The 24,178-nt window shown below is 51.7% G+C and carries 25 protein-coding genes; 11 read left to right on the top strand and 14 right to left on the bottom strand.

Going from position 1 to position 24,178, the window contains the following annotated elements; all coding sequences use genetic code 11:
- From TPCCA_RS00375 to TPCCA_RS00360, 4 genes are all read right to left on the bottom strand, one after another.
- Nucleotides 1-1,503, bottom strand: a complete 1,503-nt coding sequence (locus TPCCA_RS00375; RefSeq protein WP_013944786.1) for a polysaccharide biosynthesis protein — start codon at nt 1,501-1,503, stop codon at nt 1-3.
- A gap of 146 nt (nt 1,504-1,649) precedes the next feature.
- Nucleotides 1,650-2,480 carry a carbohydrate ABC transporter permease gene (locus TPCCA_RS00370; RefSeq protein ID WP_013944785.1) on the bottom strand — a complete coding sequence of 277 codons (831 nt, stop codon included), beginning with the start codon at nt 2,478-2,480 and terminating at the stop codon, nt 1,650-1,652.
- 39 nt (nt 2,481-2,519) lie between these two features.
- A complete protein-coding gene (locus TPCCA_RS00365; RefSeq protein ID WP_013944784.1) occupies nt 2,520-3,410 on the bottom strand; it encodes a carbohydrate ABC transporter permease in 891 nt (296 codons plus the stop codon).
- A 117-nt stretch (nt 3,411-3,527) separates the two neighbouring features.
- A complete protein-coding gene (locus tag TPCCA_RS00360) occupies nt 3,528-4,994 on the bottom strand; it encodes an extracellular solute-binding protein (RefSeq protein WP_245522141.1) in 1,467 nt (488 codons plus the stop codon).
- Nucleotides 4,995-5,241: 247 nt separating this feature from the next.
- Between TPCCA_RS00360 and TPCCA_RS00355 the strand changes: the two genes are divergently transcribed.
- Nucleotides 5,242-6,783 carry an HDOD domain-containing protein gene (locus TPCCA_RS00355; protein ID WP_013944781.1) on the top strand — a complete coding sequence of 514 codons (1,542 nt, stop codon included), beginning with the start codon at nt 5,242-5,244 and terminating at the stop codon, nt 6,781-6,783.
- Nucleotides 6,784-6,852: 69 nt separating this feature from the next.
- Here TPCCA_RS00355 and TPCCA_RS00350 read toward each other — a convergent pair whose 3' ends face one another.
- A complete protein-coding gene (locus TPCCA_RS00350; protein ID WP_010881521.1) occupies nt 6,853-7,125 on the bottom strand; it encodes a glutaredoxin domain-containing protein in 273 nt (90 codons plus the stop codon).
- Nucleotides 7,126-7,328: 203 nt separating this feature from the next.
- On the opposite strand from TPCCA_RS00350, the gene clpB reads away from it, so the two are divergent.
- Genes clpB through TPCCA_RS00335 form a run of 3 tightly spaced genes read left to right on the top strand, consistent with a single transcriptional unit; the run spans nt 7,329 to nt 10,782 of the window.
- Entirely contained in the window at nt 7,329-9,965 is a 2,637-nt protein-coding gene (gene clpB / locus TPCCA_RS00345; RefSeq protein ID WP_010881520.1) for an ATP-dependent chaperone ClpB, read from the top strand.
- A gap of 50 nt (nt 9,966-10,015) precedes the next feature.
- The gene (locus TPCCA_RS00340; protein ID WP_010881519.1) at nt 10,016-10,402 is read left to right on the top strand and encodes a hypothetical protein; all 387 of its coding nucleotides are present in this window, start codon (nt 10,016-10,018) and stop codon (nt 10,400-10,402) included.
- The gene (locus TPCCA_RS00335) at nt 10,399-10,782 is read left to right on the top strand and encodes a hypothetical protein (protein WP_013944780.1); all 384 of its coding nucleotides are present in this window, start codon (nt 10,399-10,401) and stop codon (nt 10,780-10,782) included. The genes TPCCA_RS00340 and TPCCA_RS00335 overlap by 4 nt, the downstream gene beginning before the upstream one ends.
- A 55-nt stretch (nt 10,783-10,837) precedes the next feature.
- Here the strand turns inward: TPCCA_RS00335 and rlmN are convergent, their stop codons facing one another.
- From rlmN to TPCCA_RS00310, 5 genes are all read right to left on the bottom strand, one after another.
- Complete coding sequence (gene rlmN / locus TPCCA_RS00330) at nt 10,838-11,860, bottom strand: dual-specificity RNA methyltransferase RlmN (protein WP_013944779.1); 1,023 nt, start codon at nt 11,858-11,860, stop codon at nt 10,838-10,840.
- A gap of 180 nt (nt 11,861-12,040) precedes the next feature.
- Nucleotides 12,041-13,222, bottom strand: coding sequence for a tetratricopeptide repeat protein (locus TPCCA_RS00325; RefSeq protein ID WP_013944778.1), 1,182 nt, complete (start codon nt 13,220-13,222; stop codon nt 12,041-12,043).
- Nucleotides 13,210-13,524: a hypothetical protein gene (locus tag TPCCA_RS00320; protein WP_041609981.1), complete on the bottom strand. Its 315-nt coding sequence runs from the start codon at nt 13,522-13,524 to the stop codon at nt 13,210-13,212. The genes TPCCA_RS00325 and TPCCA_RS00320 overlap by 13 nt, the downstream gene beginning before the upstream one ends.
- A gap of 44 nt (nt 13,525-13,568) precedes the next feature.
- Nucleotides 13,569-14,114 (bottom strand): 16S rRNA (guanine(966)-N(2))-methyltransferase RsmD, encoded by a 546-nt coding sequence (gene rsmD, locus TPCCA_RS00315; protein WP_013944776.1) that lies wholly within the window; start codon nt 14,112-14,114, stop codon nt 13,569-13,571.
- Between the two features lie 55 nt (nt 14,115-14,169).
- A complete protein-coding gene (locus TPCCA_RS00310; RefSeq protein ID WP_010881513.1) occupies nt 14,170-14,745 on the bottom strand; it encodes a hypothetical protein in 576 nt (191 codons plus the stop codon).
- Nucleotides 14,746-14,886: 141 nt separating this feature from the next.
- Here TPCCA_RS00310 and rpsF point away from each other — a divergent pair, with 141 nt between their 5' ends.
- From rpsF to dnaB, 6 genes are all read left to right on the top strand, one after another.
- Nucleotides 14,887-15,168 (top strand): 30S ribosomal protein S6, encoded by a 282-nt coding sequence (gene rpsF / locus TPCCA_RS00305; protein WP_010881512.1) that lies wholly within the window; start codon nt 14,887-14,889, stop codon nt 15,166-15,168.
- Nucleotides 15,169-15,176: 8 nt separating this feature from the next.
- Complete coding sequence (locus TPCCA_RS00300) at nt 15,177-15,707, top strand: single-stranded DNA-binding protein (RefSeq protein ID WP_010881511.1); 531 nt, start codon at nt 15,177-15,179, stop codon at nt 15,705-15,707.
- Between the two features lie 116 nt (nt 15,708-15,823).
- Nucleotides 15,824-16,123: a 30S ribosomal protein S18 gene (rpsR, locus tag TPCCA_RS00295; RefSeq protein ID WP_013944774.1), complete on the top strand. Its 300-nt coding sequence runs from the start codon at nt 15,824-15,826 to the stop codon at nt 16,121-16,123.
- Between the two features lie 105 nt (nt 16,124-16,228).
- The gene (gene rplI, locus TPCCA_RS00290; RefSeq protein ID WP_010881509.1) at nt 16,229-16,699 is read left to right on the top strand and encodes a 50S ribosomal protein L9; all 471 of its coding nucleotides are present in this window, start codon (nt 16,229-16,231) and stop codon (nt 16,697-16,699) included.
- A gap of 5 nt (nt 16,700-16,704) precedes the next feature.
- A complete protein-coding gene (locus tag TPCCA_RS05175; protein ID WP_083815486.1) occupies nt 16,705-16,932 on the top strand; it encodes a hypothetical protein in 228 nt (75 codons plus the stop codon).
- A complete protein-coding gene (dnaB, locus tag TPCCA_RS00285; RefSeq protein WP_013944773.1) occupies nt 16,916-18,232 on the top strand; it encodes a replicative DNA helicase in 1,317 nt (438 codons plus the stop codon). Before TPCCA_RS05175 ends, dnaB begins: the two co-directional genes overlap by 17 nt.
- A gap of 74 nt (nt 18,233-18,306) precedes the next feature.
- Here the strand turns inward: dnaB and TPCCA_RS00280 are convergent, their stop codons facing one another.
- The 4 genes from TPCCA_RS00280 to TPCCA_RS00265 form a co-directional block, all read right to left on the bottom strand.
- Entirely contained in the window at nt 18,307-19,716 is a 1,410-nt protein-coding gene (locus TPCCA_RS00280; RefSeq protein ID WP_013944772.1) for a sodium ion-translocating decarboxylase subunit beta, read from the bottom strand.
- Nucleotides 19,717-19,727: 11 nt separating this feature from the next.
- Complete coding sequence (oadA, locus tag TPCCA_RS00275; protein WP_013944771.1) at nt 19,728-21,509, bottom strand: sodium-extruding oxaloacetate decarboxylase subunit alpha; 1,782 nt, start codon at nt 21,507-21,509, stop codon at nt 19,728-19,730.
- Entirely contained in the window at nt 21,506-21,742 is a 237-nt protein-coding gene (locus TPCCA_RS00270; RefSeq protein ID WP_013944770.1) for an OadG family protein, read from the bottom strand. Before TPCCA_RS00270 ends, oadA begins: the two co-directional genes overlap by 4 nt.
- 206 nt (nt 21,743-21,948) lie before the next feature.
- A complete protein-coding gene (locus TPCCA_RS00265) occupies nt 21,949-22,908 on the bottom strand; it encodes a TrmH family RNA methyltransferase (RefSeq protein WP_013944768.1) in 960 nt (319 codons plus the stop codon).
- 170 nt (nt 22,909-23,078) lie between these two features.
- Between TPCCA_RS00265 and TPCCA_RS00260 the strand changes: the two genes are divergently transcribed.
- Nucleotides 23,079-24,134, top strand: coding sequence for a ribonucleotide-diphosphate reductase subunit beta (locus TPCCA_RS00260; protein WP_013944767.1), 1,056 nt, complete (start codon nt 23,079-23,081; stop codon nt 24,132-24,134).
- Nucleotides 24,135-24,178: the final 44 nt, after the last annotated feature.

The following is a 24,178-nucleotide window of genomic DNA, read 5'->3' as shown; positions in this document are numbered from 1 at the left end:
CTATGCCTCGCTATTTGGCATATACCGCTGTTTCAGTGTCGCGCACGAGTCGCATAGCACGCGGACAAGTCCTTCTTTGTGCCGGTACCGCACCTTTTCTCCTGAAGGGAAACAGTAAGGATACAGTTGATCCCACAGGCGTTCAAGGTGCGCAAAATCCAAAGGTTCACGTTCACGCAAACGCAGAACCTTTGGATATACCGTCGGCTCTATACGCTCGTCTTTGGAAACGAGTGGCTCACTGAGACGCTCGCCAGGACGCAAGCCTACCACGTGGATAGGAATATCTCTGTCTGGTTCGTAACCAAAATAGCGGATAAGTTGCTGCGCAGTCTCCATAATGCTCACAGGCTCCCCCATGTCCAAAAGATACGACGCTCCATTTATTCCTACTCCACCGACTTGCAAAACGAGTGAACACGCTTCGGGAATAGTCATAAAGAATCGTGTCATGGCAGGATCTGTCACGGTAACGGGCCCCCCTTTCTTTATTTGTTCAATAAAGAGCGGCATGATAGAACCACGGGAACCCAATACGTTTCCAAAACGGACAAACATATACGCGGCATCGTGACCGAAATCGCGCACACGCTCAGCAGCATACAAGACATTCTTCTCGTTGAGCATCTTAGATACTCCGTAGATAGAAACAGGATCCACGGCCTTGTCAGTGGACAAAAGTACAAAGCGCTTAACCCTACACGCAATACAGGCATCGAGCAAGAATTTGGTGCCGAAGACATTATTTTCAATCACTGAAACAGGATTGAGTTCCATCATAGGAACGTGCTTATACGCGGCAGCATGAAAAACCGCATCGCAGCGCAGCTGCTCGATAAGATAGCGCACGTACGCAGCATCCTTTAAATCGCCAATAACAGGAACAATAACTGTGCGAGATCCAACACCCTCTTCCTGCAGCCTACGAATTTTTTTATCGATTTGGTAGATGGAGTTCTCTCCATGACCGAACAAATAGAGACGCTCCACATCACCAGAGAGCAACTGACAGGCTAGTTCGCTGCCGATAGATCCTCCAGCACCAGTAACTAACACGCGTTTCCCGCATAGGTACGCCAGGCTCTTTTTAAGATTAATGGTCACCGGTGTGCGCGTGAGTAAATCCTGCGGATCAATTTCACGTGTTTGCACTAAATGCGCAGTACCATCGATGATTTGAGCAAGCGCCGGCAGAAGTTTGATAACCGTAAACCCCGCAGCGCGCAGCGTCAGGTAAATGTCACGCAAACGCTCAATGGAGATAGAAGGAATTGCAATCAGCGCGTGATCATGCGGAGTAATACGCACAATCCGGGCAACTTCAAAAATGGGACCAAGCACCGGGACACCGTGAAGATTCGATCCGATTTTGCACGGATCGTCATCCAAAAAAGCAATAACTGTGCCGAGTACTTTTTTCGTTTGGATCTCACGGGCAAGGACACTCCCTGCGAATCCTGCGCCAACGATGTAGATGCCATCCCGGTGCGCACTCTCTCTCACCGCAGACCTACCATAGCCTCATACATTTTCTGCACCCACCCCATCTCTCCCTACATACAACGCATTGACACGCGCACACGACCCGACGCAGTCTCCCAGGGATGCGCCGCACATATCTGCTGCACGTACTCACCCGCGCAGAGTGTTTATCCCTTTACCGCACCTGCGGTCAAACCCACCACCAAGTACTTCGCCGCCGCAAAGGTAAAAACACATGCAGGAATTGCAATCAGCGTTGCTGCTGCGGTAATCCGCCCCCATTCGACACCACTATCCGTGAGAAAAAGTGAAAGTGCCACCGGCAGTGTCCGTGTTTTCCGATTGGTCAGCGCAAATCCAAGCATATACTCATTCCATGCAAAACGAAATGTAAAAATACTCACCACCGCAAGTGCGGGTGTAATCAGTGGCATCACAATGCGGGTAAAAATCATCCAGTGAGAACATCCATCCAATTTTGCAGATTCACCCAGCGAAGGGGGAATTTCCGCAACAAAGGTAGTGATTACCCACACATTAAATGGAACATTGAGCGCACCATACACGAGCGCAAGTCCTGCTAAAGAATTCACTAACCCGAGCGCAGTCCACCACACAAAGATAGGAATTACAAGCACAACCGGCGGAATCACTCGCAAGAGCAACAACGCCACCGTGATTGCCTTTTTACCTCGGTACCGAAAGCGCTGCATTGCATACGCTGCTGCAGCCCCTGCACTGACACTCACCACCGTGGAACTCAACGTCACCACCAAGCTGTTATACAGGGCACGTCCAAAATGATGTTCCTGCAAGAGTTGCCGATAGTTTTCAATTGTTGGTATAAAAAACCATGCCGGCGGCAACCGAAATGCGTCCGCATCACGCTTCAAAGAAGTAGCTACCATTTCATAGAGAGGGAACATACTCACCAACGCAATACAGCTTAACAGACACAACACCAACGCGGTACGCCACTTCAAAAAAATCATGTTCATGCTATCTGCTCCTGCTCTTATCTAACCCGTACGCAACCCTCACCGCGCCTGTCTCCTCATCGTAGGGAGAATGAAAATACAAGTCAAAAGACTTGTCAGGAGAAACAGGAGCACAGCAACTGCCGATGCTTTACCCAGACGGTGATCCTCAAAGGCAATACGCTGCAAGTGAAGCGGCAGGATTTCTGTTGCAACTCCCGGACCACCATTTGTCAGTGTCATAATCACTACCAAACCACGGAAAGAATCTATCAAACGGAGGACGGTCGCAATGCCAAGCACAGGCGCAATATGTGGAATCTTTATATGCAGGAGTGTTTGCATATAATTTGCTCCGTCCACTTTCGCCGCATACAAAAGATGTTGCGGAATACCCTGCAAACCTGCAAGCAACACAAGGAATACGAAAGGCGTCCATTGCCACACATCAGTGAGTATCACAGACAAAAGCGCAAGACGCGGATTCGCAAGCCACAATACCGGTCCAAGCTCAAAAGCCTGCAAGGCGTAGTTGATTTTACCAAACTGTGGGTGATACAAAAACCCCCAGAGCACTCCCACCACCACGGGAGCGATCATCATCGGCAACACAAACACTGTACGAAAAAAACGCAACCCGGGTACTCCGTGTTCCAACACCAGCGCGAGTGCAAGTCCAAGTACAACCTCAAGCACCACCACTGAGAGCGTAAAGACAAGCGTCGTTCTTACACTGGCCCAAAAGTGAATACTGGAGAAAAGCTCCCGGTAATTTTCAAAACCCACAAATACAGGTTGCGTGCGCAACGCGCTCAGTTGCCACTGAAAAAAACTCATACGGAGCCCCAAAAAGGCCGGCAACACCAGCACGAACATCAGCAATACAAGCGCTGGAGCGCTAAAACAATACGCGCTTATGGTATCACGTGGTTTGCTCATACTCTTCCCCACGCACTCCCCCTCTTACGCTACCCAACGTAACGCGCTCCACAGATAGAACACGTCATTCTGTTTCCGCTCATATCCAGCATCTTTTCTGCCCTCTCTTCCCCAAGAGGAAGAGACTTTTTACGGCACATAACGTGCGTGCGCGTGACGACGGAGAATACGACGTGCCGGCAGCACTAATGCGCTCATCGCTTCCTCTGGCTCACTCACACCGGTGAGCACCTCATTTATCCCAATTCCCAAAAGGGTTCCCAACTCCCCCCAGGTAGGCACAATAGGACGCCAATCTGGATCGCAATGTGCAAGCTGACGCTCTAATACCTCAAACTCAGCAAAACGTGCACGCAATGCGCGGTCCGCAAGCTGCGACTGGCGGAATGGTAGCGCACCCTGTTCCACCACTCGCCGTCCTGTTTGCGGCGCCGTAATCCACTGCAAAAGCAAGAACGCTGCTTCGGGCGCAGCACTATTGTGTGGAATTGCAAGCCCGAAGCCGCCAACTTCTCCTGCACGCACCTGTGCCATCGGGTGCAACGCAAATCCCACATGGTGTGGGCGTATGGCTGAGCGTGTCGGATCACGAACTAACGGTCCAATCATATTGGTATCCAAGTACATCCCCGTCTGCCCTTGCAAAAAGGCCTGCAATGCTTCGTTTTGGGCAAAACTCGCCATACCCGGTGGACCGTACGCGAACATTTCTTGCATCCACCGTAATGTGGCGATAGAACGCGAACGATGGAATGCAGGAACTAAAGAATCGTCCAACACCTTAGCACCAAAGGGTGCGGCGTGTAGTAAATATGCGTGCAACGCCTGCTGTCCTGAAGCACCGCGGCTTGCAAGACCGTATAGTTGCGCGCGTTCACGCAGTCTCTTACAGGCATCCAAAAGCTCATCATAATTTTCTGGTACCTTGATGCGGTACTTGTGGAAGATATCTTTGCGGTAGGCAAGTATGCTCGTCTCCGCTCCAAAGGGCACGGCGCACAAAAACGCACCCGGACCCCCAAGCCAGGGTTTGCGTCCACCTACATACCCGATCGTCTCTACGTACACAGGAATGAGATCTTCAAAATCGTAATGCGGCATACACAGGGAAGGATTTTGAAAAAACGAATCGAGTGACCGGAGTAGCCCACGCGACGCGTACTCCGTCTTCCACGTACACAGCATAGCGATAAGGTCATAGTCACCACGCGGTTTACTTAGTTCGAGTACCTGCTTATCGTGCATGCGCGCATACTGAAGCCAGTCAATTTCAACAGCGATACCCGTCAGTGACTCGAATTCCGGAACAAACGCTTTGAGTGCGCGATAAGAAGCATGGTACGGAAAACACACGCGCAGGCGTGTACCCGCATAGCGCCGCCAGTGAAAGGATGTGGCCTCGGGTACTGCGGCACGGACCGATCCAGAATGCAGAGGCACGGAAGAAGGAGTGCGCACACGACACGCGAGAAACAACACAGTGCAGCACACCGCGCCCACCGCACCACGGGAAAACAACCGACTCCGCGCAAAGCACATCCTGTCCGTTTTTCCCCTCACACCCCAGTCCTGATACATCAAACCAGCACGACACATAGCACCACACCAATCGACGCACGCCCCTGCGCAGTCCTACAAAATCTTGCGACCTCAGTCGAGAAGGAGCGTATCCACCGCGCGCATCGCACCCCATATCGATATGGGAAAACAAAGATTACATGAGCACGTACAGTTTGCTCCCCCTTCAACCTAACGGGGCAGATTCTCGTACGCTTTTCTCCCCGTTGTCAACAAAGACATACACCGCACCCACACGCGTTTGCATTCTGGCACAGGGAAAGCTGTGCATTTCGCGCGTGTTGTCAAAAGCATACACAGCGTGTACAGTCTGCCCATGTGTGATACACAGATAGTTGTTGACACTGAAAAAATTCGTAAGGCAATTGAACTGCAACTCCCGATTGCCATCACCACCTATACGCTCCCCCGTGATATGGACATCTACATTGGACAGGTGGCAAAGACAATCCTAGATCTCATTGGCCAGCCGCACGTGAAGGATTATTTAACGTACTGCATTAGTGAACTCACCACAAACGCGAAAAAGGCCAACACCAAGCGTATTTACTTCCGCGAAAAAGGACTGGATATCTTTGATCCACAGGACTACAAGCGCGGTATGAAAAGCTTCAAGGAAGAAAGCCTTGAGAACATCAATCATTACCTCAAGTCCCAACAACAGGAGGGGTTGTACGTAAAGGTGACCATGCAGGTGCTCTCACATGCGCTTGTCATCGAGGTGATCAATAACTGCAAAATGACTCCCATGGAATTTAAGCGCGTTTTTGACAAGCGCGTTCGTGCGCGCCGTTATTCTGGTTTGGAAGAGGCACTCGCGCACATCCTGGACAATTCCGAGGGGGCTGGTCTCGGGCTTGTAATTATGATGCTCATGCTCAAAAAGCTCGGACTTGAGGAAGACGTGTACCGCCTCGTAGTGGAAGAGGATCGAACCATTTCGCGCATGGTAGTTCCCCGCAACATTGAGATCCAAACTCAAACCACAAAGCTTGCCGCGTCTATCGCCGACCGCATCGACGACATACCCCAGCTGCCAAGCAAACTACTGGAGATTCAACGCGCCATTGAAAATCCTGACGTCCAACTCTCAGACATTGTAGCTCTCATTAGCCAAGACGTAGCGCTCGTAACCGACCTTCTCAAACTCGTCAACTCCGCGCGCTTCGGTATGAACAAACGTTGTTTGGATATCAGCGAAGCGGTGAAGCGCGTCGGGCTGCGCGGATTACAGAATCTGTTGTACTCAGTCGGCGCCGGGCGCGTGCTGCAGTCTACCGACGATGAGCGAAAGCAGCTGTGGAACCAGGCGTACCGCACCGGCTGCTTTGCGCTCGGTCTTGCCAAAGCCACTGGCGACCAGGCGCTCATCGCAGACTCTTACATCTGCGGCCTCCTGCACAACCTGGGGGAAGTCGTTTTCACCTCCGCATACCCTGAGATGCTCATCAAACTCACAGAAATTCAGGCGGAGCGTAACATACCCCCGCATGTGCTCGACACCATCATGTCCGACGTAGGCCACGCGGAAATTGGCGCGGCGCTCGCACAGCGCTGGAATCTACCTGAACCGGTTATCAACACCATTCGCTTTCACCACAATCTGCCACACGCTCCTGAGGAATATAAGCCGCTCATCTCCACCGTGGCGTTTGCAAACATGACCATCCGCTTTCTCGACGGCGAAACTCCTTACGAGCAGATCCCACGCAGCCTCCTCTCCTTCTTCCGCATTCAATCTGAACAGCAGCTGCGCACAACCGCACAGACGCTCCAGAGCAGCTTTGAAGCAGGGCAAACCGCCTAGCTGGTCGCCCGAAAAGAGCGCAAAGAGGGGGACGACATCACGCCCCCGAACACACCGGCCCACTAACCCCTAGCGAAACGCCGAGAGGTCCAAACCTTCCACACCAAGGAAGACCTGTTCTCCGTCGTTCACCGAAAGACACGGGATACCAATGCGCCCTTCCTTCTTCACGTCATCAAAGAGTGGCATTGAATCACGCATCTTTAAAAAACGCTTGAGGTTCTTCCCGCTGCCGGTGATATCCACGTACTCAAAGTTAATGTGATTGCTCCGCAAATACTCAAGCGCCGTAGCGCATTGTCCACAATGGTTGCTCCCAAAAAGCGTTAACGTTTTTTCCATATTCCCAACCTCCCAACTCGCAGGAGCCTACTTCAAAACAAGAAAATATAAAAGGCTACGCCTTACCGCAGCCTGCCAAAGCGCACTGCATACCATGTACACCCCTGTTCTCCACCGCGACTACTCCCGTAAGTCCCCTGCAAGCGGTAGAAAAAACATACCGATGACGAGAAAAAAGCGTTCAAAAGACCTATAATCACGCCATGAACACAGACAGGTACACGGTCAAAGCAAGCGAAGCGCTCAATGACGCCATATCTCTGGCAGAAGCGGAGAACCACGGTCAAGTTGAGGAGGAACATCTACTCCACGCCCTACTTTCCCAGAAAGACGGGATTATCTCTCCGCTCATTGAAAAAATTGGGGCAAAACCGGACTTCCTGTACGATGAATTACTCCAATGCCTGCGCCGCAAACCACGTGTTACCGGTCCTGCCGCCCAAACGCGCTGTGCACCAACGCTGAGCAAAGCCTGTGCACGTGCAGAACGCCTCGCGCTCAAGAACCAAGATGAATATGTCTCCTGCGAACATCTCCTGCTTGCCATAAGTGAGACAGATAGCAACACTGCACGTCTCCTTCACAGTCAGGGCATTACCAGTAAAACTATCAGTGCCGCCCTCAAAGATATACGCGGCAGCAAGCGCGTTACGAGCCAGGATCCAGAATCAACATTCCAGTGCTTGGAGAAATACTGCCGAGATCTTACTACCCTCGCCCGAGAAGAAAAAATAGATCCGGTTATTGGACGTGATGAAGAGATCCGGCGCGTTATGCAGGTACTCTCACGTCGTACAAAAAATAACCCAGTGCTTATTGGAGAACCCGGCGTAGGGAAAACCGCTATTGTCGAGGGACTTGCACGCCGTATCGTTTCAGGAGACGTGCCAGAAAGCCTCAAGGGAAAGCGTTTGCTTTCCCTTGACCTCGGCGCATTGGTTGCCGGTGCAAAGTTCCGCGGGGAATTTGAAGAACGACTAAAAGCGGTAATTGAAGCGGTGCAGAAAAGCGACGGTGGCGTTATTTTATTCATTGATGAACTACACACGCTCGTAGGCGCCGGCGCAAGTGAGGGATCTATGGATGCGTCGAACCTTCTGAAACCTGCGCTTGCGCGCGGTGAATTGCGTTCAATCGGCGCAACCACGCTCAACGAATATCGCAAGTATATCGAAAAGGACGCAGCGCTCGAACGCCGCTTTCAGCAAGTGTACTGCGTACAGCCTACGGTGGAGGACACCATTGCTATCCTGCGCGGTTTGCAAGAAAAGTACGAAGTACATCACGGGGTACGTATCAAAGATGAAGCGCTTGTTGCAGCAACCGTTTTGTCTGACCGTTACATCACCAACCGCTTTTTACCAGACAAGGCGATTGATCTGGTGGATGAAGCAGCAAGCCGCCTAAAAATGGAAATTGAAAGTCAGCCTGTTGAGCTAGACCAGGTGGAGCGCAAGATATTGCAGCTGAATATCGAAAAGGCCTCTCTCCTTAAAGAAAGTGATCCGGCTTCAAAGGAACGTTTGGAAAAGTTAGAAAAAGAGCTCGCAGGCTTCCTAGAGCGCCGTGCTGCAATGCAGGTCCAATGGCAAAATGAGAAAGGGAGGATAGAAGAGTCACGCCGCTACAAAGAGGAGCTTGAGCGTCTCCGCATTGAGGAAACCATGTTTTCACGTGAAGGGGACCTGAACAAGGCTGCAGAACTTCGGTATGGCAAAATTCCAGAACTTGAAAAAAAAATCATGCTTCTTACTGCAGAAGTAGAGAAAAAATCCGGTCTAGAAGGACAGCTCTTGCGCGAGGAAGTGTGTGAAGAGGACATTGCGAAAATTATTTCTATGTGGACCGGAATTCCGGTATCCAAAATGATGGCAAGCGAGCAACAAAAATATCTGCAGCTTGAGTCAGTACTCATGCAACGTGTGGTAGGGCAGGACGAAGCAGTGCGGGTAATTTCCGACGCGATTCGTCGTAATAAGGCAGGACTTTCTGATACGCGCCGTCCTCTTGGCAGTTTCTTATGTGTCGGTCCCACGGGGGTAGGAAAGACAGAACTTGCACGTACGTTAGCTGATTTTCTTTTCAACGATGAGCGTGCACTGACGCGTATCGATATGAGTGAATACATGGAAAAACACGCGATCAGCCGACTCATTGGCGCGCCCCCGGGGTATGTGGGCTATGACGAAGGGGGACAATTGACAGAAGCGGTACGACGTAGACCCTACAGCGTACTTCTTTTTGATGAAGTAGAGAAAGCGCACCAGGATGTGTTTAATATATTCCTGCAAATACTCGACGATGGGCGCTTGACTGACGGCCAAGGAAGGGTGGTGGATTTCCGTAACACGATCATCATCATGACCAGCAATATCGGATCAGAGCATATTCTTTCTGCACGCGAGTCGCGCACACACACGTCGGACTTGCCTGTACCCGAGACACAATCTACAGAAGAACAAACTCTACCAGAGCAGATACGGGGATTACTGCACACATACTTTCGCCCAGAATTCTTAAACCGGATTGACGAGGTGTTAATTTTTAAGCGTCTCACACGGAAACATATTCGCCTCATCACAGACATCCAACTGCAGATGGTAGTGGAGCGTTTGGAAAGTCGACATATAAAACTTCGTGTGCGTGACGCGGCGAAAGCCTATCTTGCGGAGCGCGGATACGACGACACTTTCGGAGCACGACCACTGAAGCGTGCAATCCAAACGGAATTGGAAAATGCCCTAGCGCGTGAGATTCTCAGTGGCCGATTCAGAGGCGGCTCAACTATCGTGGTGGATATGTGTAAGGATGCTCTGTGTTTCACTGAACAAACATCCTGAGTGCATATTCAAATATGGCAATGTCATGCCACATGTAAGAGGAGACCATCATGTTACCGTTTTACTTTTTATCTGTGGCGACCAACGCTGCGATAGGCTTTATCCTCACGGTGCTCGACTCCCAAGAGGAGAGTGCGCACGACTGTCCCTTTCTGTATGACGCGACTTTCTCTCTAGTGCTGGCGCTTCTCTCGGGAATTGCCGCAGTGTGCAAGTGCGTTAATCCTATCGGTGCCCAACTTCCCGTGCTTGGGGATCTCATACCCACCCTTGCCGGCGGTACAGGATGTGCTCTTTTTCTACATCGGTATTGTGTGGCCCTTTCCAAGCCGTCACCTATTCCGCGCACGCTGGTGCAGTATGCCAAACCCTTGGGATTGTTTTCTCTCGCAGCGAGCATTCTACACCTTCTGTTTGCGCCGACGCTTTTTCTATGAAGGTACGCGGTATCCCCGTGCTGCAGCGCAGCACATGGGCGTTGGTACTGCTCGTACTCAGCAGCACTTCCGCCTGTGTGCGGAAAAATTCACTGGAAGATGTACGGTTCCCCCCGAACTCTCCAATTGGAGAAGCGCGTCGCTTCGCAGTAATCACCAAGGCTTATGTTTTGCTTCGTGACAAACCAGGTGTCACGGGGATCGTCATTGCGTACGCACGGCGCAAAGACATATTTCCAGTGCTCGGCATTGATTTGCTTTCAAAGGATAAAGAGTCAGCGCTGTGGGTGAACGTAGAAAGAGGTTGGTTACCCTGGGACTGCGTACAGCTCTACTCGAGCAAGGCAAAAGCGCTGGCTGCCTCAAAGAAACTTTCCTGAAAAACAGGAACGAGCATGGCCACACGTACAAACATCTACAAACGGAGCGAAAGAGTTACACGCCGGCTGTTTTACCTAGTTGTCCGCATGCGCCTCCAATGCCATTCCCACGCTGATAGCGGCGTGTCACGGGGATGCGGGCGCGCATGAGAAGCGCCTCAAAATGCGCAACCTCCACTTCCCGAGGTGTTTCAAAGTGGATTGATGCTACCGGATTCCAGGGAATTAAGTTCACGTGCACGTTAAGTCCATGTGCAAAATCGATAACTTCTTGCGCATGCCGTTCAGAAGTATTCACTCCCCGCATGAGAGCGAGCTCGAGTGTCACACGCTTTCCACTCTTCTCGTTAAAATAGTGAATAGCGCTTTTCAGTTTTGCTAAACTGTCGTGCGCAGCACGTGGCATGAGGCGCGCGCGCAACGGTGCATTCGCGGTGGTTAAAGACACCGCCAAGCGAACCTGCAGCGCGCGGTCAGCAAGCGAATAAATACCACGGCAATGTCCAGACGTAGAAATAGTAATACGTTTTTCAGATAGGTCACGACCCTGTGGATGAGACAGTATCTCAATAGCCCTACACACCGCATCCAGATTGAGCATGGGCTCACCCATTCCCATAAACACAACATTATCCAATGTACCGACACATCGTTCCAGATGAAGGAACTGCTCGACGATCTCTGAGGCAGAAAGGTTTCGCGCGAAACCCAACTGGCCTGTTTGACAAAACGCGCACGCCATAGGACAGCCGACTTGACAGGATAGACAAGCAGTCTTACGCGAGACTTGATCGACGAGTAAGACTGCCTCTACGCGCCGTTTATCTTTCAGTTCAATACCCAGCTTGAGCGTACCATCCACATCACGCAGCGTGGTATAGACACGAGTGTCCGAGATGACGCACGCCCTCGCCAGGCGTGCACGCGTCTCAGAAGAGAGATCACTCATCGCATGGAAGTCAGTGCACCCTGCGGCAATCCATCTGAACACCTGCACCCCACGAAAGCGCTCAGCAAACGCACACGCCTTCTGGATTTCTTCTGGCAAAAGCCCCGAAAGGGCGCAGCACCACTCCATATACGCTCCACCCCCTCGTCGCAAAGTCCTGCACCTCCTCCGACGAAGAGGAGGACCCCGACCACCACACAAAAAGCGCCGAATCGACAGGCATCGCGCAGCCACACCTGTGCAACGAGCCGTTCACACTTGGCAAACGCCACCCATACCCAAGCTTACCAGGAAGAAAAAGTGGGGAAACTACGATGCACCCTCCAACTCACTCATAAGCTCGGAAACAACACGGTTCTTAACCCCAAACTGCTGAAAGAGACGAAGTGTCTCAAGCGCCTTTTGCTTCTGCCCGAGCTTGCGGTAGCAGTCTGCAAGCTCCACATATACGCGATAGTTTTTCCGATCAAGCTGCACGAGTCGATCAAGACTCACAACCGCCTCTTCGTATCTCCCCTGGAGTTTACAAAGGACTGCGAGCCCGAGCGTGGCATAGGCATCGTAATCGATATCCAACGCCCTTTTATACGTTTGATGGGCCTTTTCGTATTCCCCAATGTGCCGATATGCGTCGGCAATACGGGTGAGGATGACACGATTCTGCGTGTCCTTCTCCAGAATCTTCTCCCAGTACTGGATGGAACGCTCCTGCATGTTCATGCCGCGGTAGCAGTCAGCCATCCCAAAAAATCCATAAAAATTACCTGGGTCACGCTTCAGCGCTTCCTGAAAATAGGGCAATCCCTGACTAAAGAGTTTCATTTTACGATAACAATTCCCGATAGAGGTGAGTACACGGATATCCACACTGTGTTCTGCACACTCCAGGAGCTTTTTCCAGTAGATGAGTGCTTCACGGTACTTCTTGAAGTCGTAGTGCAAGTGAGCAAGCCCAATTAGCGCGTAGGAATTATGTTCATCCAGGGCGATAACCTGGGAGTAAAGGTTTCTCGAGTTTTGAAAATCATGTATTTTACGGTAAGCATCGGCCATGCGCGTAAGCACCGCAATGTTGTGGCTATCCTGCTCCAGGTACTGCTGCCACACTTCCACTGCCTTCACGTACCGACGCATGTTCTTATAACAGTCCGCAAGACCAAAGAGCGCACAGCTGTTGCGAGGGTAATGCTGTAAGCACCTCGTGTAATAGTCAGATGCCTCTTGGTACGCGCGCCTCTTGCGCGCCGCATCCCCGAGCCCCACGAGGGCATAGTTGTTATCCGCTTCAATTTGGAGAATTTTACCGAACTCGCTCTCTGCCCTCTCAAGGTCATTGACCTTTAAGAACGCGTAGCCATCCCGGGACAGACGCATAATCCTGTCCGCATCCACTGACCGTTTGCCCGTTTCAACCGTTTCAAAAGGCGGAACACTACACTCGCACCCCATAAGCCCCATACCCCCCCCCGGCGTCAAAATTATATAAGACATCGAATCAACACTGAGAGCGCTGAAACGATGGGCCTCATTTTCTGCTCATTGCGAGCAAAATAATAAAACCGCAGTGCGGTCAACACGTCCGCCTTGCGCATATACACATCGCCAATCCTGGTCAATCCATCGTGGTAACCAGTGGTAATGAAAACGCGTGCCGCTTCCTGCAGCTTCCCTTCATTCAGGTATGCATTGCCCTGCCTGTTTAGCAGCGCCCGATCGCGATCGGAGAGAGTGGAAACAGGGCGCTGTATACCTTTAACGAAGTACGGCGTGTCGCTCTCAAGCACCCTCTGCATCCCCTCGCACAAAAAACAGCAAGATCCTACAACGGGTTTCAGTTCTACGCAAGACCGGCTTTATCCCTGCGGTAAAAATCAACTACCGAGCGCCCGTACACACGCTGATCGGTCCGCACAAGTGAATCGATTTTATCCGCAAGTTTTTTCTCTCTTGGTCGGTGCACCATCACCACGCTTCCTTCTCTACACAATGACGCACGAGAAAGCCGCTGCAACAGCTCAGCGTGAAAGCGATAGGGAAAAGGTGGATCAAGATAAACAAAATGAAACAGCGTACGTGCACGCGCAATATACCGCTCCACTGCCATACATCTACATTCCAAACGACACAGCGCCACTTGCACGTTCTGCAACAAAACAGAAAAAGAACGCACATTCCGCTCTACAAACACTACCGGATACGCCCCGCGTGAATAAGCCTCCAAGCCGCACACTCCCGATCCGGCGAAAAGATCCAAAAAGGAACAGCCGTGCATATCACCCAAAACCGCAAATAACGACTCACGCATGCGATCCATTGCAGGACGGATAGGACCATCCGGACAACGTAATACGTGGTTTTTTAGCATCCCCCCCGTAATCCTCACCCGTGCCAACCTCCGTACACAAAACGTCGCGCCTTGTAACAAGCAAGCGGATTACCTAATGCTCAAGCAACTCATCTATCTCATCTTGAGAAACCACGTGGCTTGCATCTGCGCTCGTGTCCACCTCTTGAATGGAGCGTGCGAGGTTCTCATGCAATGCGCTGTGTCTTTTCTCAATAAACGGGAGCATCCGGGTAAACTCAACCTGCGCAGTCACAGGAGAGGCACGATGAATAAGAAAATTCAATAAGTTCAAGAATCGTGCACCGCAGGAGAATAGGCAATGAAGAATTGGTAAGTAATCGGGGAAGTGAGACTGGCGATCGATATGCGCGCACAACTTTTGCAGCGCATGGTCAAAAAAACGCACGTCATACACAACTTTCTCCGCATAAAGGCACTCATCTAAGTTAAGCTGAAGCCCCTCATACAGGACATCAATAGAACGTGCTAGGTGATAAATATTATCTTGAAACACAAAATTCTGCACCACAGACCTCCCCACACATACGTGACCGACGCGGGCACACAGGAAAGCGCACCTTCTGCGAACAGGTTCCTCACCTCGTCTGCCGTAAGGAGCACACGCACGAATGTACCCCCTCAGACGACGCTGCGCCGTCGGCAGCATCGGATAAAAGGACAAAAGACTTGATGCGGCACACAGATTTACGCTACGCTAGCGCCTCGCCGCGCGTTCTGCGCACGCTACTCCTCCTTGTCGGGTGAGTCTAGTGCAGCCTGATAAGGTGAACCGTCCATAGGAGTTATTATGAGGACCTACGAGCTAATGGCCGTTTTCAGTGCACACGAGGATCTCTTTCTTCAGGGTTCCACCGCCGTTCGTGCCCTCCTACAGGAAAACGACGCAGTCATCGCCCGCGAAGACCATATTGGAGAGCGGGAACTTGCGTATCCTCTGAAGAAGCAAAAGAGGGGCCGTTACCTGCTCTTCATTGTTCAGTGTGAGCCGGGGAAGGTGCGCGAACTCGATCATAAGCTCAGATTGCGACACGACTTACTCACGCACTTGTTTGTGCGTGTCGATTCCTGAGAGAAGATATGGCAGACGTCAATCATGTAGTGCTCGTTGGTCGGCTTACGCGTGATGCGGAGCTCAAGTACACTTCTGCAGGTGGTGCTCTGTGTCGTTTTTCTGTTGCTATCAATCGGCGCAGGAAAAGTGGTGATGATTGGGTTGAGGAAGTTAATTTCTTCGATATCGTTCTATGGGGACGCCAGGGCGAAGTCATCAGCCAGTATCTTATCAAAGGCAAGCAGGTAGCCGTCGAGGGGGAATTGCGTCAAAGCCGTTGGGAGCAAGAGGGGCAGTCACGCAGCAAGGTAGAGATCTCTGCGACTAACGTTCAACTCCTCGGTTCTGTCCTCGGTGGCGCTGCTCGTGCCGAGGACGGTGAGTTTTCTTCCTCGCGCGTTGCCGCCGAGTCGACCGCTGGTCGTGTCCGCGGCACATCCTCAGATTCTAGGTCACCCACAGGCGATATCTTGGGTGAGAAAAGAGGACTGGACGCAACCTCGTCCCTTGATGAGGCTGATTTTTCAAGTTCAGATCTGGACACCGTTCCATTTTAGGTCTCTTTCCCCACAAGGAGCATGCATAATGAATAAAAGTATGACCGAACCTGGCGTTCGCCTGGACCTTGGAAAGGAATTGGGCGTGCTAATTTTTCCACTTCTAGGAGCATATCATGGCAGAAGATCATCCGAGTGTTGACCTGGATACGCATCTCAGTTCTCATCGTGAAAGTGAAGAGAGCGCACCCAAGAAAAACAGACAATTCTATCGAAAGAAAGTATGCCGTTTTTGCACGCAGAAGCTTTCAGCTGATTATAAGGATCCGGACACGCTTCGTCGCTTTATCACAGAGCGGGGTAAGATTCTGCCGAGACGCATCACCGGTACGTGTGCCAAACACCAGCGCCGTGTTGCTCTCGAAGTCAAGCGTTCCCGCGCCGTTGCGCTCCTACCTTTCGTTCTGACCGAGTAGCGCTGGTATACAGCGGTTGTTTTTCCTAGTTCAGTAGAAGTTGCTGTGCATAGGCAGAGTGGCTCTGCGTGGACTTTTATTCCTGCGTAGGAGGGGACAAAACGTATGAAGATTATTCTCAATCAAGACGTAAAAATCCTTGGTGAAGAAGGTGATGTGAAAGAGGTCGCCGCAGGCTATTTTCGTAATTACCTCTACCCTCGAAACCTTGCTGTTCCTCATAATCGTTTTACCGTGGCTCGCTTCAAACAGCGACAACAGGACATAGAGATGCGAAAGTCTCTCAAGCGACAAGACGCCGCAAATCTTAAGGCTCGTTTAGAGGCTCAGCCTGTGGTTATTGCCATGCCCGCCGGTACCAACGGTAAGTTGTACGGCGCTGTCACGAGTCATACCGTTGCAGAACAACTTGCGTGCATGGGATTTGAGGTTGAGCGCAAGCGTGTGGAGGTCCCCGGTCTTACTCTGAAATGTGTGGGGAACTATCACGTCACTATAAGACTATACGAGGAAATATGTGCTGTTGTTCCTGTCACCATCAAAAACCAAAGCGAAGCGGACAGTGTGAGTGAGTAGACCGTTTGCGGAAGTATCTCTCTGCACGGAGTATGTGCTGTTCGTTTTTTAGTTGTGCAAAGAACTGTGCCACTTTGGGGCTGGATTCCACGGAAGGGAGACAGTTCTTGGCAGTTGGGCCTCAACCCTTTGCCTCGTTAGAGGGTTTCCACGGAGAGGGGGGGGGCTGTCTTTTCACCACCTTCCCTCCTCTGAGTATTCCTCGGAGGAGGTTCTGTGCCGGGCATGCCTAATCCCACTCAGGAACTCAAGGGAAAAATTCCCCCTCATAACCTAGAGGCCGAGCGGGCTGTGCTCGGCGCTGTTCTACTGGATGACTCTGCTCTGAGCACGGTAACAGAGCAGTTGTCTGCGAGCTCTTTTTACTCCGCTGCGCACCAGCGCATCTTTCAAGCGCTCGTAGAGTTATCGGATTTAGGTCAACGCCCTGATATCCTCGTGCTCAGCGAGCACCTGCGCTCCTGTGAGGCGCTCGATTTCGTCGGTGGCAGCGCGTATGTTGCCTCTCTCACCGATGCGGTCCCAAGCGCCGCGAATATTGAATACTACACACGCATCGTTTGCGACGCTGCCATGCGCCGGTCGCTACTAAAAGTAGCCCGCATTATCACCGCAGAGGCATTCAATGACACCGTGTCGGGCAACATCGTACTCGAAACAGCACAAAGAGAAATCTATGACCTAACAAATGCAAGGAGAGTAGCAACCTTCAAATTGCTGAAAAACCTCATTCCTGATTTGGTCAATACCATTGAGACTCGTTACCGAAATCAAAGCGATCTGGTCGGAATTGCCACCGGCCTAACGGCTCTGGATAATCTTACCGGTGGATTCCAGAACTCCGAGCTTATTGTCATAGGTGCGCGTCCTTCTATGGGGAAAACTGCGCTCGCCATGACTATGGCCTCGAACATTGCCATAAGGCAACGTATTCCAACCGCCTTTTTTTCTCTGGAAATGTCTAATTTGCTTCTGATGCAGCGACTTATCGCCGCAGAGTCAGGAGTATCCGCGACGAACCTGCGCAAAGGGCTTTTACAACTTTCCGATTTCGGGCGCATCCAAAACGCCGCAGGAGAGATGTACGACGCCCCACTTTACATCGTGGATGTGCCAAACATGAAGCTACTGGATCTCCGTGCCGTGGCTCGTCGATTATGCGTACAAGAAAAGATCCAGATTATTTTTGTCGACTACTTGGGACTTATCGTAGCAGACAATCCCTTTGCGCCCCGCTACGAACAATTTGCAGCGATCTCCCAATCACTAAAAAGCCTCGCGCGCGAGCTAGACATCCCCATCGTAGCACTTTCGCAAGTCGGTCGACCGGCAGAGGGCTCTGCGCCAAACCTGGCGGACATTCGTGGTTCGGGGGCAATTGAGCAGGACGCCGACGTAGTCATGTTTCTACACCGCGACCGCAACGAAACCGAGACTCAACTCATTTTAGCGAAGCAACGCAACGGCCCCATTGGGACAGTTGAGCTCGAATTCCAAGCGAGCTTTACCCGCTTCGTCTGCAAAAGCCCCTAGCCACCTGAGAGGGTGTGCCCGCGCACGGAGGAAAGGGTACCTAAGCGGCAAAACCCCGCGGTTACTCTTCCTCCCTACCCTCCGTAGGCCGAGATGAACACCCCTGCGGCTATCGCGGTCCCAATGACACCAGCCACGTTAGGACCCATCGCGTGCATAAGCAAGAAGTTAGAAGGATCCTCCTCTAGCCCCACCTTATTAGAAACACGCGCGGCCATAGGAACAGCACTCACCCCTGCGGAACCGATAAGTGGATTAATTTTCTCGCTCAAAAACAAATTCATTAACTTTGCCATGAATACTCCCCCTGCGGTTGCGACAGAAAAGGCAACGAGTCCCAACACGATAATGCCCAAGGCATTGGGGTTCATAATCTTATCGGGTGTCATCTGAGAACCAACACCCAAAGACAGCAAGATCGACACGATGTTCAAAAGCTCATTAGCCATCGTCTTAGACAACCGCTCCACAACACCGCATTCCTTAACAAAGTTCCCGAAGGCGATCATACCGATGAGTGGGGAAGCCGCAGGAATGAGCAGCACCGAGAGCAAGAGCAAGACAAGCGGAAAGAGTACTCTCTCTATCCGCGAAACAGGACGCAGCTGTTTCATCCTAATAAGACGTTCTTTTCTGGTAGTTAACAGGCGCATAAGCGGAGGCTGAATAATAGGTACAAGAGCCATATACGAATATGCCGCCACCGCGATAACGGCCATGAGTTCGGGAGCAAGCTTCGCAGATACGTAGATGGAAGTTGGCCCGTCCGCCCCACCGATAATGGCAATGGCGCAGGCATCCAGGATGGAGTAGCGGATCCCGGGTACAAAGTTCAACGCCGCAACCCCAAAGAGAGTAAGGAACACCCCTAACTGGGCAGCGGCACCAAGGACTGCCATTTTAGGATTCGCAATCAGTGGTCCAAAATCGGTAAGTGCACCGATACCCATAAAAATGAGCATAGGGAAAAACTCATTCCCCACCCCAGCATCGTAAATGAGTTTGAGCATACCATGCTCACTATACATGCCCGCACCAGGGATGTTGACGAAGACAGTACCAAAGCCAATAGGAATGAGCAGCAGCGGCTCAAAGCCCTGAGCAGCACCGAGATAAATGATGAGCAGACCAACCACGAGCAGCAACGCCTGTTGATAACCGAACACGCTGTGTGTTCGCTGCGGATTTGCAAGATCCGGCACCTGTGTTACGCCATGAAAGAAAGCGTAGAGACCGGTACTATGCCACGTATTGAGTAAAAATTTCCTTACAGAGAGAAGCGGCGCAGCTCCGTGTGACGCACGCATGTCCTCACGCATGGACGACGCCGGCGCACATCGTGCCCCCGTGTCTTTACAACTCTGTACCATAGGCACCGGCGCAGAAGCACGTACCGGGCGGCGCGTAGCTGCACACAGGGGCCCGCACACAAGCAATCCCACCAACACGCACTGGAGTACTCGAAGGGGTAAACGCGTATTCATGGTCACATCCTCTAGCGAATTTCTGCTAAGACTTGCCCCGCACTGACATGCGCGCCAGGCGCTATTAGGAAATGGATAGTACCAGCAGCGGTGGCCTTCACTTCAAGTTCCATCTTCATGGACTCCACCATGAGCACCGTCTCCCCCGAATTTACCGTAGCTCCATCTTGCACGGTGTGTTTAACTACGCTACCTGCGACCGGCGCGGGTAGCGTAGTACACGCCCCAACCTTTGCCGTAGTCACGGTACCCTGCGACGTACCCGAAGCAACGGACGGGCCTGCCTCAACCCTAACGGTGTAGGGAGTACCATTTACCCGGAGAACAGCGCCTTCCTGCACAACTGCGTACGCAGTACCATTTACGGTAGCCACATAAGAAGCTACCGACCCTGCACTCTCACCCCTTTGTTTTTGCCCCTGCCCCTTTCCTCTGAACGAAATAGGCCCTTGCGCACGGGAAGCAAAGAATGTGGGAGCGATCTTGGGAAACATAGCATACGTGAGCACATCCTCAATGGTATCCTGTGCGCCTGCGGCGCGCGCCTCAGACCTCATGCGATCAAGCTCATGAGGCAAGGCATCCGCTGGGCGGCAGACAAGCGACTGCGATAACTTTTCTTCCTTCAAGGCCCGCTCCACCAAACCTGCATCACAGGAGGCGGGAGTCCGGCCATACTGACCCGTGAGCAGACGCCTTGTCTCGGCAGTAAGCCGGTGGTACCGGCCAAACAGCACGTTCAATACTGACTGCGTACCTACAATCTGACTCGTAGGAGTCACAAGCGGGATATAACCGCAGTCCTTCTGTACCAGGGGAATTTCCTTAAGAACCTGGTCCATCTTATCCAGGGCTCCCTGCTCACGCAACTGGTTTTCTAAATTGGAAAGCATACCCCCAGGCACCTGGGACACGAGGATACGCGTGTCTGCACCCAGAAAACTAGACTCAAACTGGGCATAGCACTTCCGTACCTGACGGAAGTAGGCTGCTATTTCTAGCAGGAGATTTATGTCGAGCCCTGAGTCACGGCCCGTGTGCCGTAGGATTTCCACTAAAGTCTCTGTAGGGCTGTGGGAAGTACCCATGGACATAGAAGCAATGGCAGTGTCAATTACATCAACGCCTGCTTCTGCCGCCTTCACCAGGGTTGCAACAGACATACCGGTAGTGGCGTGGGTGTGCAACTCAACGGGCAAATCGACACTCTTTTTAATGGCAGAAACCAGATCGTACGCCCCGTACGGGGTCAGCAACCCCGACATATCCTTAATGCAAATAGAATCCGCACCGAAGCGCGCATACTCCTTTGCTAACTCTACGTACTTCTCTGCGGTATGATAGGGTGTGGTAGCGTAAGAGATAGCCATCTGCACATGCTTGCCTGTTTTCTTTGCAGCACGCGCAGCCTGACTGAGGTTACGTGGGTCATTAAGTGCATCGAAGATGCGGAACACATCAACGCCGTTGCGTGCAGCGGCCTCTACGAACGCATCTACAACGTCATCCGCGTAATGCCGGTAGCCTAGCAAATTTTGCCCACGCAAAAGCATCATAATAGGGGTCTTAGGTAACCGAGCTTTGAGAGCACGCAAACGCTCCCAGGGATCCTCATTTAGAAAGCGAATGCAGGCGTCGTACGTGGCGCCTCCCCACGCCTCCAAACTCCAATACCCAACGCGATCTAGCTTGTCACAAATAGGGAGCATGTCTTCGGTAGTCATGCGCGTAGCGTGCAAAGACTGATGCGCATCACGTAGGACCATTTCGCTAATGCGAACCGGGATACTCATGAAGTACTCCTTGCCTTCTCATGAACGGCGACTGCGATAGCCGCGGCGAGCGCTCCTCCTGCAGGGTCTGCGGCGCCGACACCTTCGTCAGGACCGCGATCCCAGCCGAAAGAAGAGACGAGCGCGCCCACACAGCGCACAACGCATATGAGCAAAAGGAGGAAGGCAAAAACCATCCCCATACCCATGACGCTCACAAGCGCACTCTGGGCAAACAGGCGGATCTGATTCATGCGGGCAACTCCTACGTGATGGATTCAGGCGAACGGGGGCGAGGGTAAAAAAAAAAGACGCTTTGTGCAAGCTCTTTACAAGCTTTCCTACGCGACAACAGAGCAGGCTGCGTTCTCAGAGGCACACGCGGACGCACGTCAACACGCACTGCAAAACCAATTGCGCTGTAGGTTCCATACCTCACACCCGTCTACTTTCCCTACTCTCAACTTTCACGGGAATTGGCACGCGCCCCCGAGCGGGGAATAAGAACACGTGCTCCATTTTTCTGCCCCTTTTCCTCTAATTGCCCACAGCGGTGCACACGCTCTTGTGCACGTGGCGTGGCCCGATGTCCCTGCGTGTAGTCCTGAGGAGATTGACGCAACTGTACGATAGTGGACAAAAAAAGCGCACCCGCTTGCGCAACATTTAGACTTTCCACCTGACCACTGCCTGCAATCCGACAGAGATGATCGCAATGCGCAGTCAAATGCTCAGAAAGCCCTGTCTCCTCGTTTCCCAGTACTAATATTACCGCTTCTTCAGGCGAGAGTATGTTTGAAAGCCGTGTAAGCGATCTGAACGCATGAGGGGAGGCTCCCACACGGGTCATTTTACCCGCACACATTTCCAATACCTCCTGCGCATTTGTACAGCGCAACAATTGCACAAACTCCATTCCTCCCTGCGCAACCCGATATGTTGCGCTTGTAACCTGCGCCTGCTGTCGACAGTCACTCACCACCAGTGAGTGCACTCCAAAAAAAGCAGCACTACGTATAATCGCCCCCAGATTGTGGGCATCTCCTACGCGATCGAGTAACACAACAAACTCACGCCGTTGTACCCAAAATTCAACCTGAGAATGAGTCACGGCTGGAAAGCGCGGCTCGTCTATGGTAGCAGCAACCCCCTGATGGTGAACGGATTGCGTCAATCGCTCAAGTTCCTGCGTATTAACGCTACGGTAGAGCCTCTTTCGTGCAGCAAGGTATGCACACAGGGGTCCGAAGCGTTTCGCACGCACAGGGGTAAAAAAGAACCGATGAATTTTCTCTGGATGTATGCTGCCAAGCGTTTCCACAGCACGCAGGCCGCAGACGGTCAGAGAGGCTCGGCGCCGCTTAGGAGGCTCGTGTGATAGCTGACTTCGTGCTTGTTCATGCTTCATGTGCTCGAGCATAACGGATTTCCTACGTCTCTGTTAGGTTTCCCCAAACCTACCCACAAAACAGGGACCACCACACAAGACACAGAGCCCTGCAGACAGACATTTTTACGCCCGCCGCAATTGAGAATTCAAAGTCCATCAAGTATACTACCCTGTGCCCGCACTCAGGAGGAGGTTTCATCATGATGGAAAGTTCAACGATACTGCAAAGACGCGCGCTGTTTAATGAGGCAGGAGACATTGAACTTCATAAGCGACGCATGGTCGGGGGGAACACTACCAATCTCAACGACTTTAACAATATGAAGTATCCCTGGGTCAGCGAGTGGTATCGGCAGGCAATGAACAACTTCTGGATCCCCGAAGAAATCAACATGAGCAGTGACGTGCAAGATTATCGTAATCTATCCGCTATCGAGAAAACCGCGTACGATAAAATCCTCTCCTTCCTTATTTTCCTAGATAGCATCCAGACTGCGAATCTGCCAAATATTGGTCAGTACATTACCGCAAATGAGATTAACCTGTGCCTAACCATTCAGGCTTTCCAAGAGGCTGTGCATTCGCAGAGTTACAGTTACATGCTGGACACCATTTGCTCCCCCGAAGAACGCAATGACATTCTATACCAGTGGAAGGACGACGAGCATCTGCTTGCGCGCAATAAATTCATTGGCAACTTGTACAACGAGTTTCAAGATGACAAAAGCGTACTCGCACTGCTGAAGGTAGCAATTGCGAATTATGTTTTGGAAGGAATTTATTTCTATTCAGGTTTTATGTTCTTCTATAACTTGGGGCGTAATAATAAGATGCCCGGCTCGGTGCAGGAAATTCGTTATATCAACCGCGATGAAAACACACACCTGTGGCTTTTTCGATCCATTATTCAAGAACTGCAAAAGGAAGAGCCACAGGTGTTCACTGCACGCAATGTACGCTTATTTCGCGATATGATTCGCGAAGGATGCGAACAAGAAATTAAGTGGGGGGATTATGTCATTGGGGATCAGATCCCTGGACTAAATCGCCACATGGTGGCAGACTATATCCGGTATTTGGGTAATCTTCGTTGCGAAAATTTAGGCTTTGAGCCCTTGTACGAGGGGCACCGTGTAGAACCAGAATCGATGAGCTGGGTAAGTCAGTACAGCAACGCAAACTTGATTAAAACCGATTTTTTTGAAGCAAAATCAACCGCGTACGCGAAGTCATCCGCAATGGTGGATGATCTCTAACTCCTTCATGCACTCAGCCTGTCGGCCAACGCGGCGCGGACATC

The sequence above is a fragment of the Treponema paraluiscuniculi Cuniculi A genome, assembly GCF_000217655.1.
GTDB classification, from domain to species: domain Bacteria; phylum Spirochaetota; class Spirochaetia; order Treponematales; family Treponemataceae; genus Treponema; species Treponema pallidum.
This window is presented reverse-complemented; position numbering and strand designations above follow the sequence as displayed.

Coding starts and splice junctions, on each gene's coding strand:
- TPCCA_RS00370 (WP_013944785.1), bottom strand. CDS start 2,480: ATGAACATGATTTTTTTGAAGTGGCGTACCGCGTTGGTGTTGTGTCTG.
- TPCCA_RS00320 (WP_041609981.1), bottom strand. CDS start 13,524: ATGCAGAGGGTGCTTGAGAGCGACACGCCGTACTTCGTTAAAGGTATA.
- TPCCA_RS00300 (WP_010881511.1), top strand. CDS start 15,177: ATGGCAGACGTCAATCATGTAGTGCTCGTTGGTCGGCTTACGCGTGAT.
- TPCCA_RS00360 (WP_245522141.1), bottom strand. CDS start 4,994: ATGTGTCGTGCTGGTTTGATGTATCAGGACTGGGGTGTGAGGGGAAAA.
- rpsF (WP_010881512.1), top strand. CDS start 14,887: ATGAGGACCTACGAGCTAATGGCCGTTTTCAGTGCACACGAGGATCTC.
- clpB (WP_010881520.1), top strand. CDS start 7,329: ATGAACACAGACAGGTACACGGTCAAAGCAAGCGAAGCGCTCAATGAC.
- TPCCA_RS00325 (WP_013944778.1), bottom strand. CDS start 13,222: ATGTCTTATATAATTTTGACGCCGGGGGGGGGTATGGGGCTTATGGGG.
- TPCCA_RS00335 (WP_013944780.1), top strand. CDS start 10,399: ATGAAGGTACGCGGTATCCCCGTGCTGCAGCGCAGCACATGGGCGTTG.
- TPCCA_RS00260 (WP_013944767.1), top strand. CDS start 23,079: ATGATGGAAAGTTCAACGATACTGCAAAGACGCGCGCTGTTTAATGAG.
- TPCCA_RS00310 (WP_010881513.1), bottom strand. CDS start 14,745: ATGCTGCCGACGGCGCAGCGTCGTCTGAGGGGGTACATTCGTGCGTGT.
- rlmN (WP_013944779.1), bottom strand. CDS start 11,860: ATGGAGTGGTGCTGCGCCCTTTCGGGGCTTTTGCCAGAAGAAATCCAG.
- TPCCA_RS00265 (WP_013944768.1), bottom strand. CDS start 22,908: ATGCTCGAGCACATGAAGCATGAACAAGCACGAAGTCAGCTATCACAC.
- TPCCA_RS00340 (WP_010881519.1), top strand. CDS start 10,016: ATGTTACCGTTTTACTTTTTATCTGTGGCGACCAACGCTGCGATAGGC.
- rplI (WP_010881509.1), top strand. CDS start 16,229: ATGAAGATTATTCTCAATCAAGACGTAAAAATCCTTGGTGAAGAAGGT.
- TPCCA_RS00350 (WP_010881521.1), bottom strand. CDS start 7,125: ATGGAAAAAACGTTAACGCTTTTTGGGAGCAACCATTGTGGACAATGC.
- TPCCA_RS00270 (WP_013944770.1), bottom strand. CDS start 21,742: ATGAATCAGATCCGCCTGTTTGCCCAGAGTGCGCTTGTGAGCGTCATG.
- TPCCA_RS00280 (WP_013944772.1), bottom strand. CDS start 19,716: ATGAATACGCGTTTACCCCTTCGAGTACTCCAGTGCGTGTTGGTGGGA.
- rpsR (WP_013944774.1), top strand. CDS start 15,824: ATGGCAGAAGATCATCCGAGTGTTGACCTGGATACGCATCTCAGTTCT.
- oadA (WP_013944771.1), bottom strand. CDS start 21,509: ATGAGTATCCCGGTTCGCATTAGCGAAATGGTCCTACGTGATGCGCAT.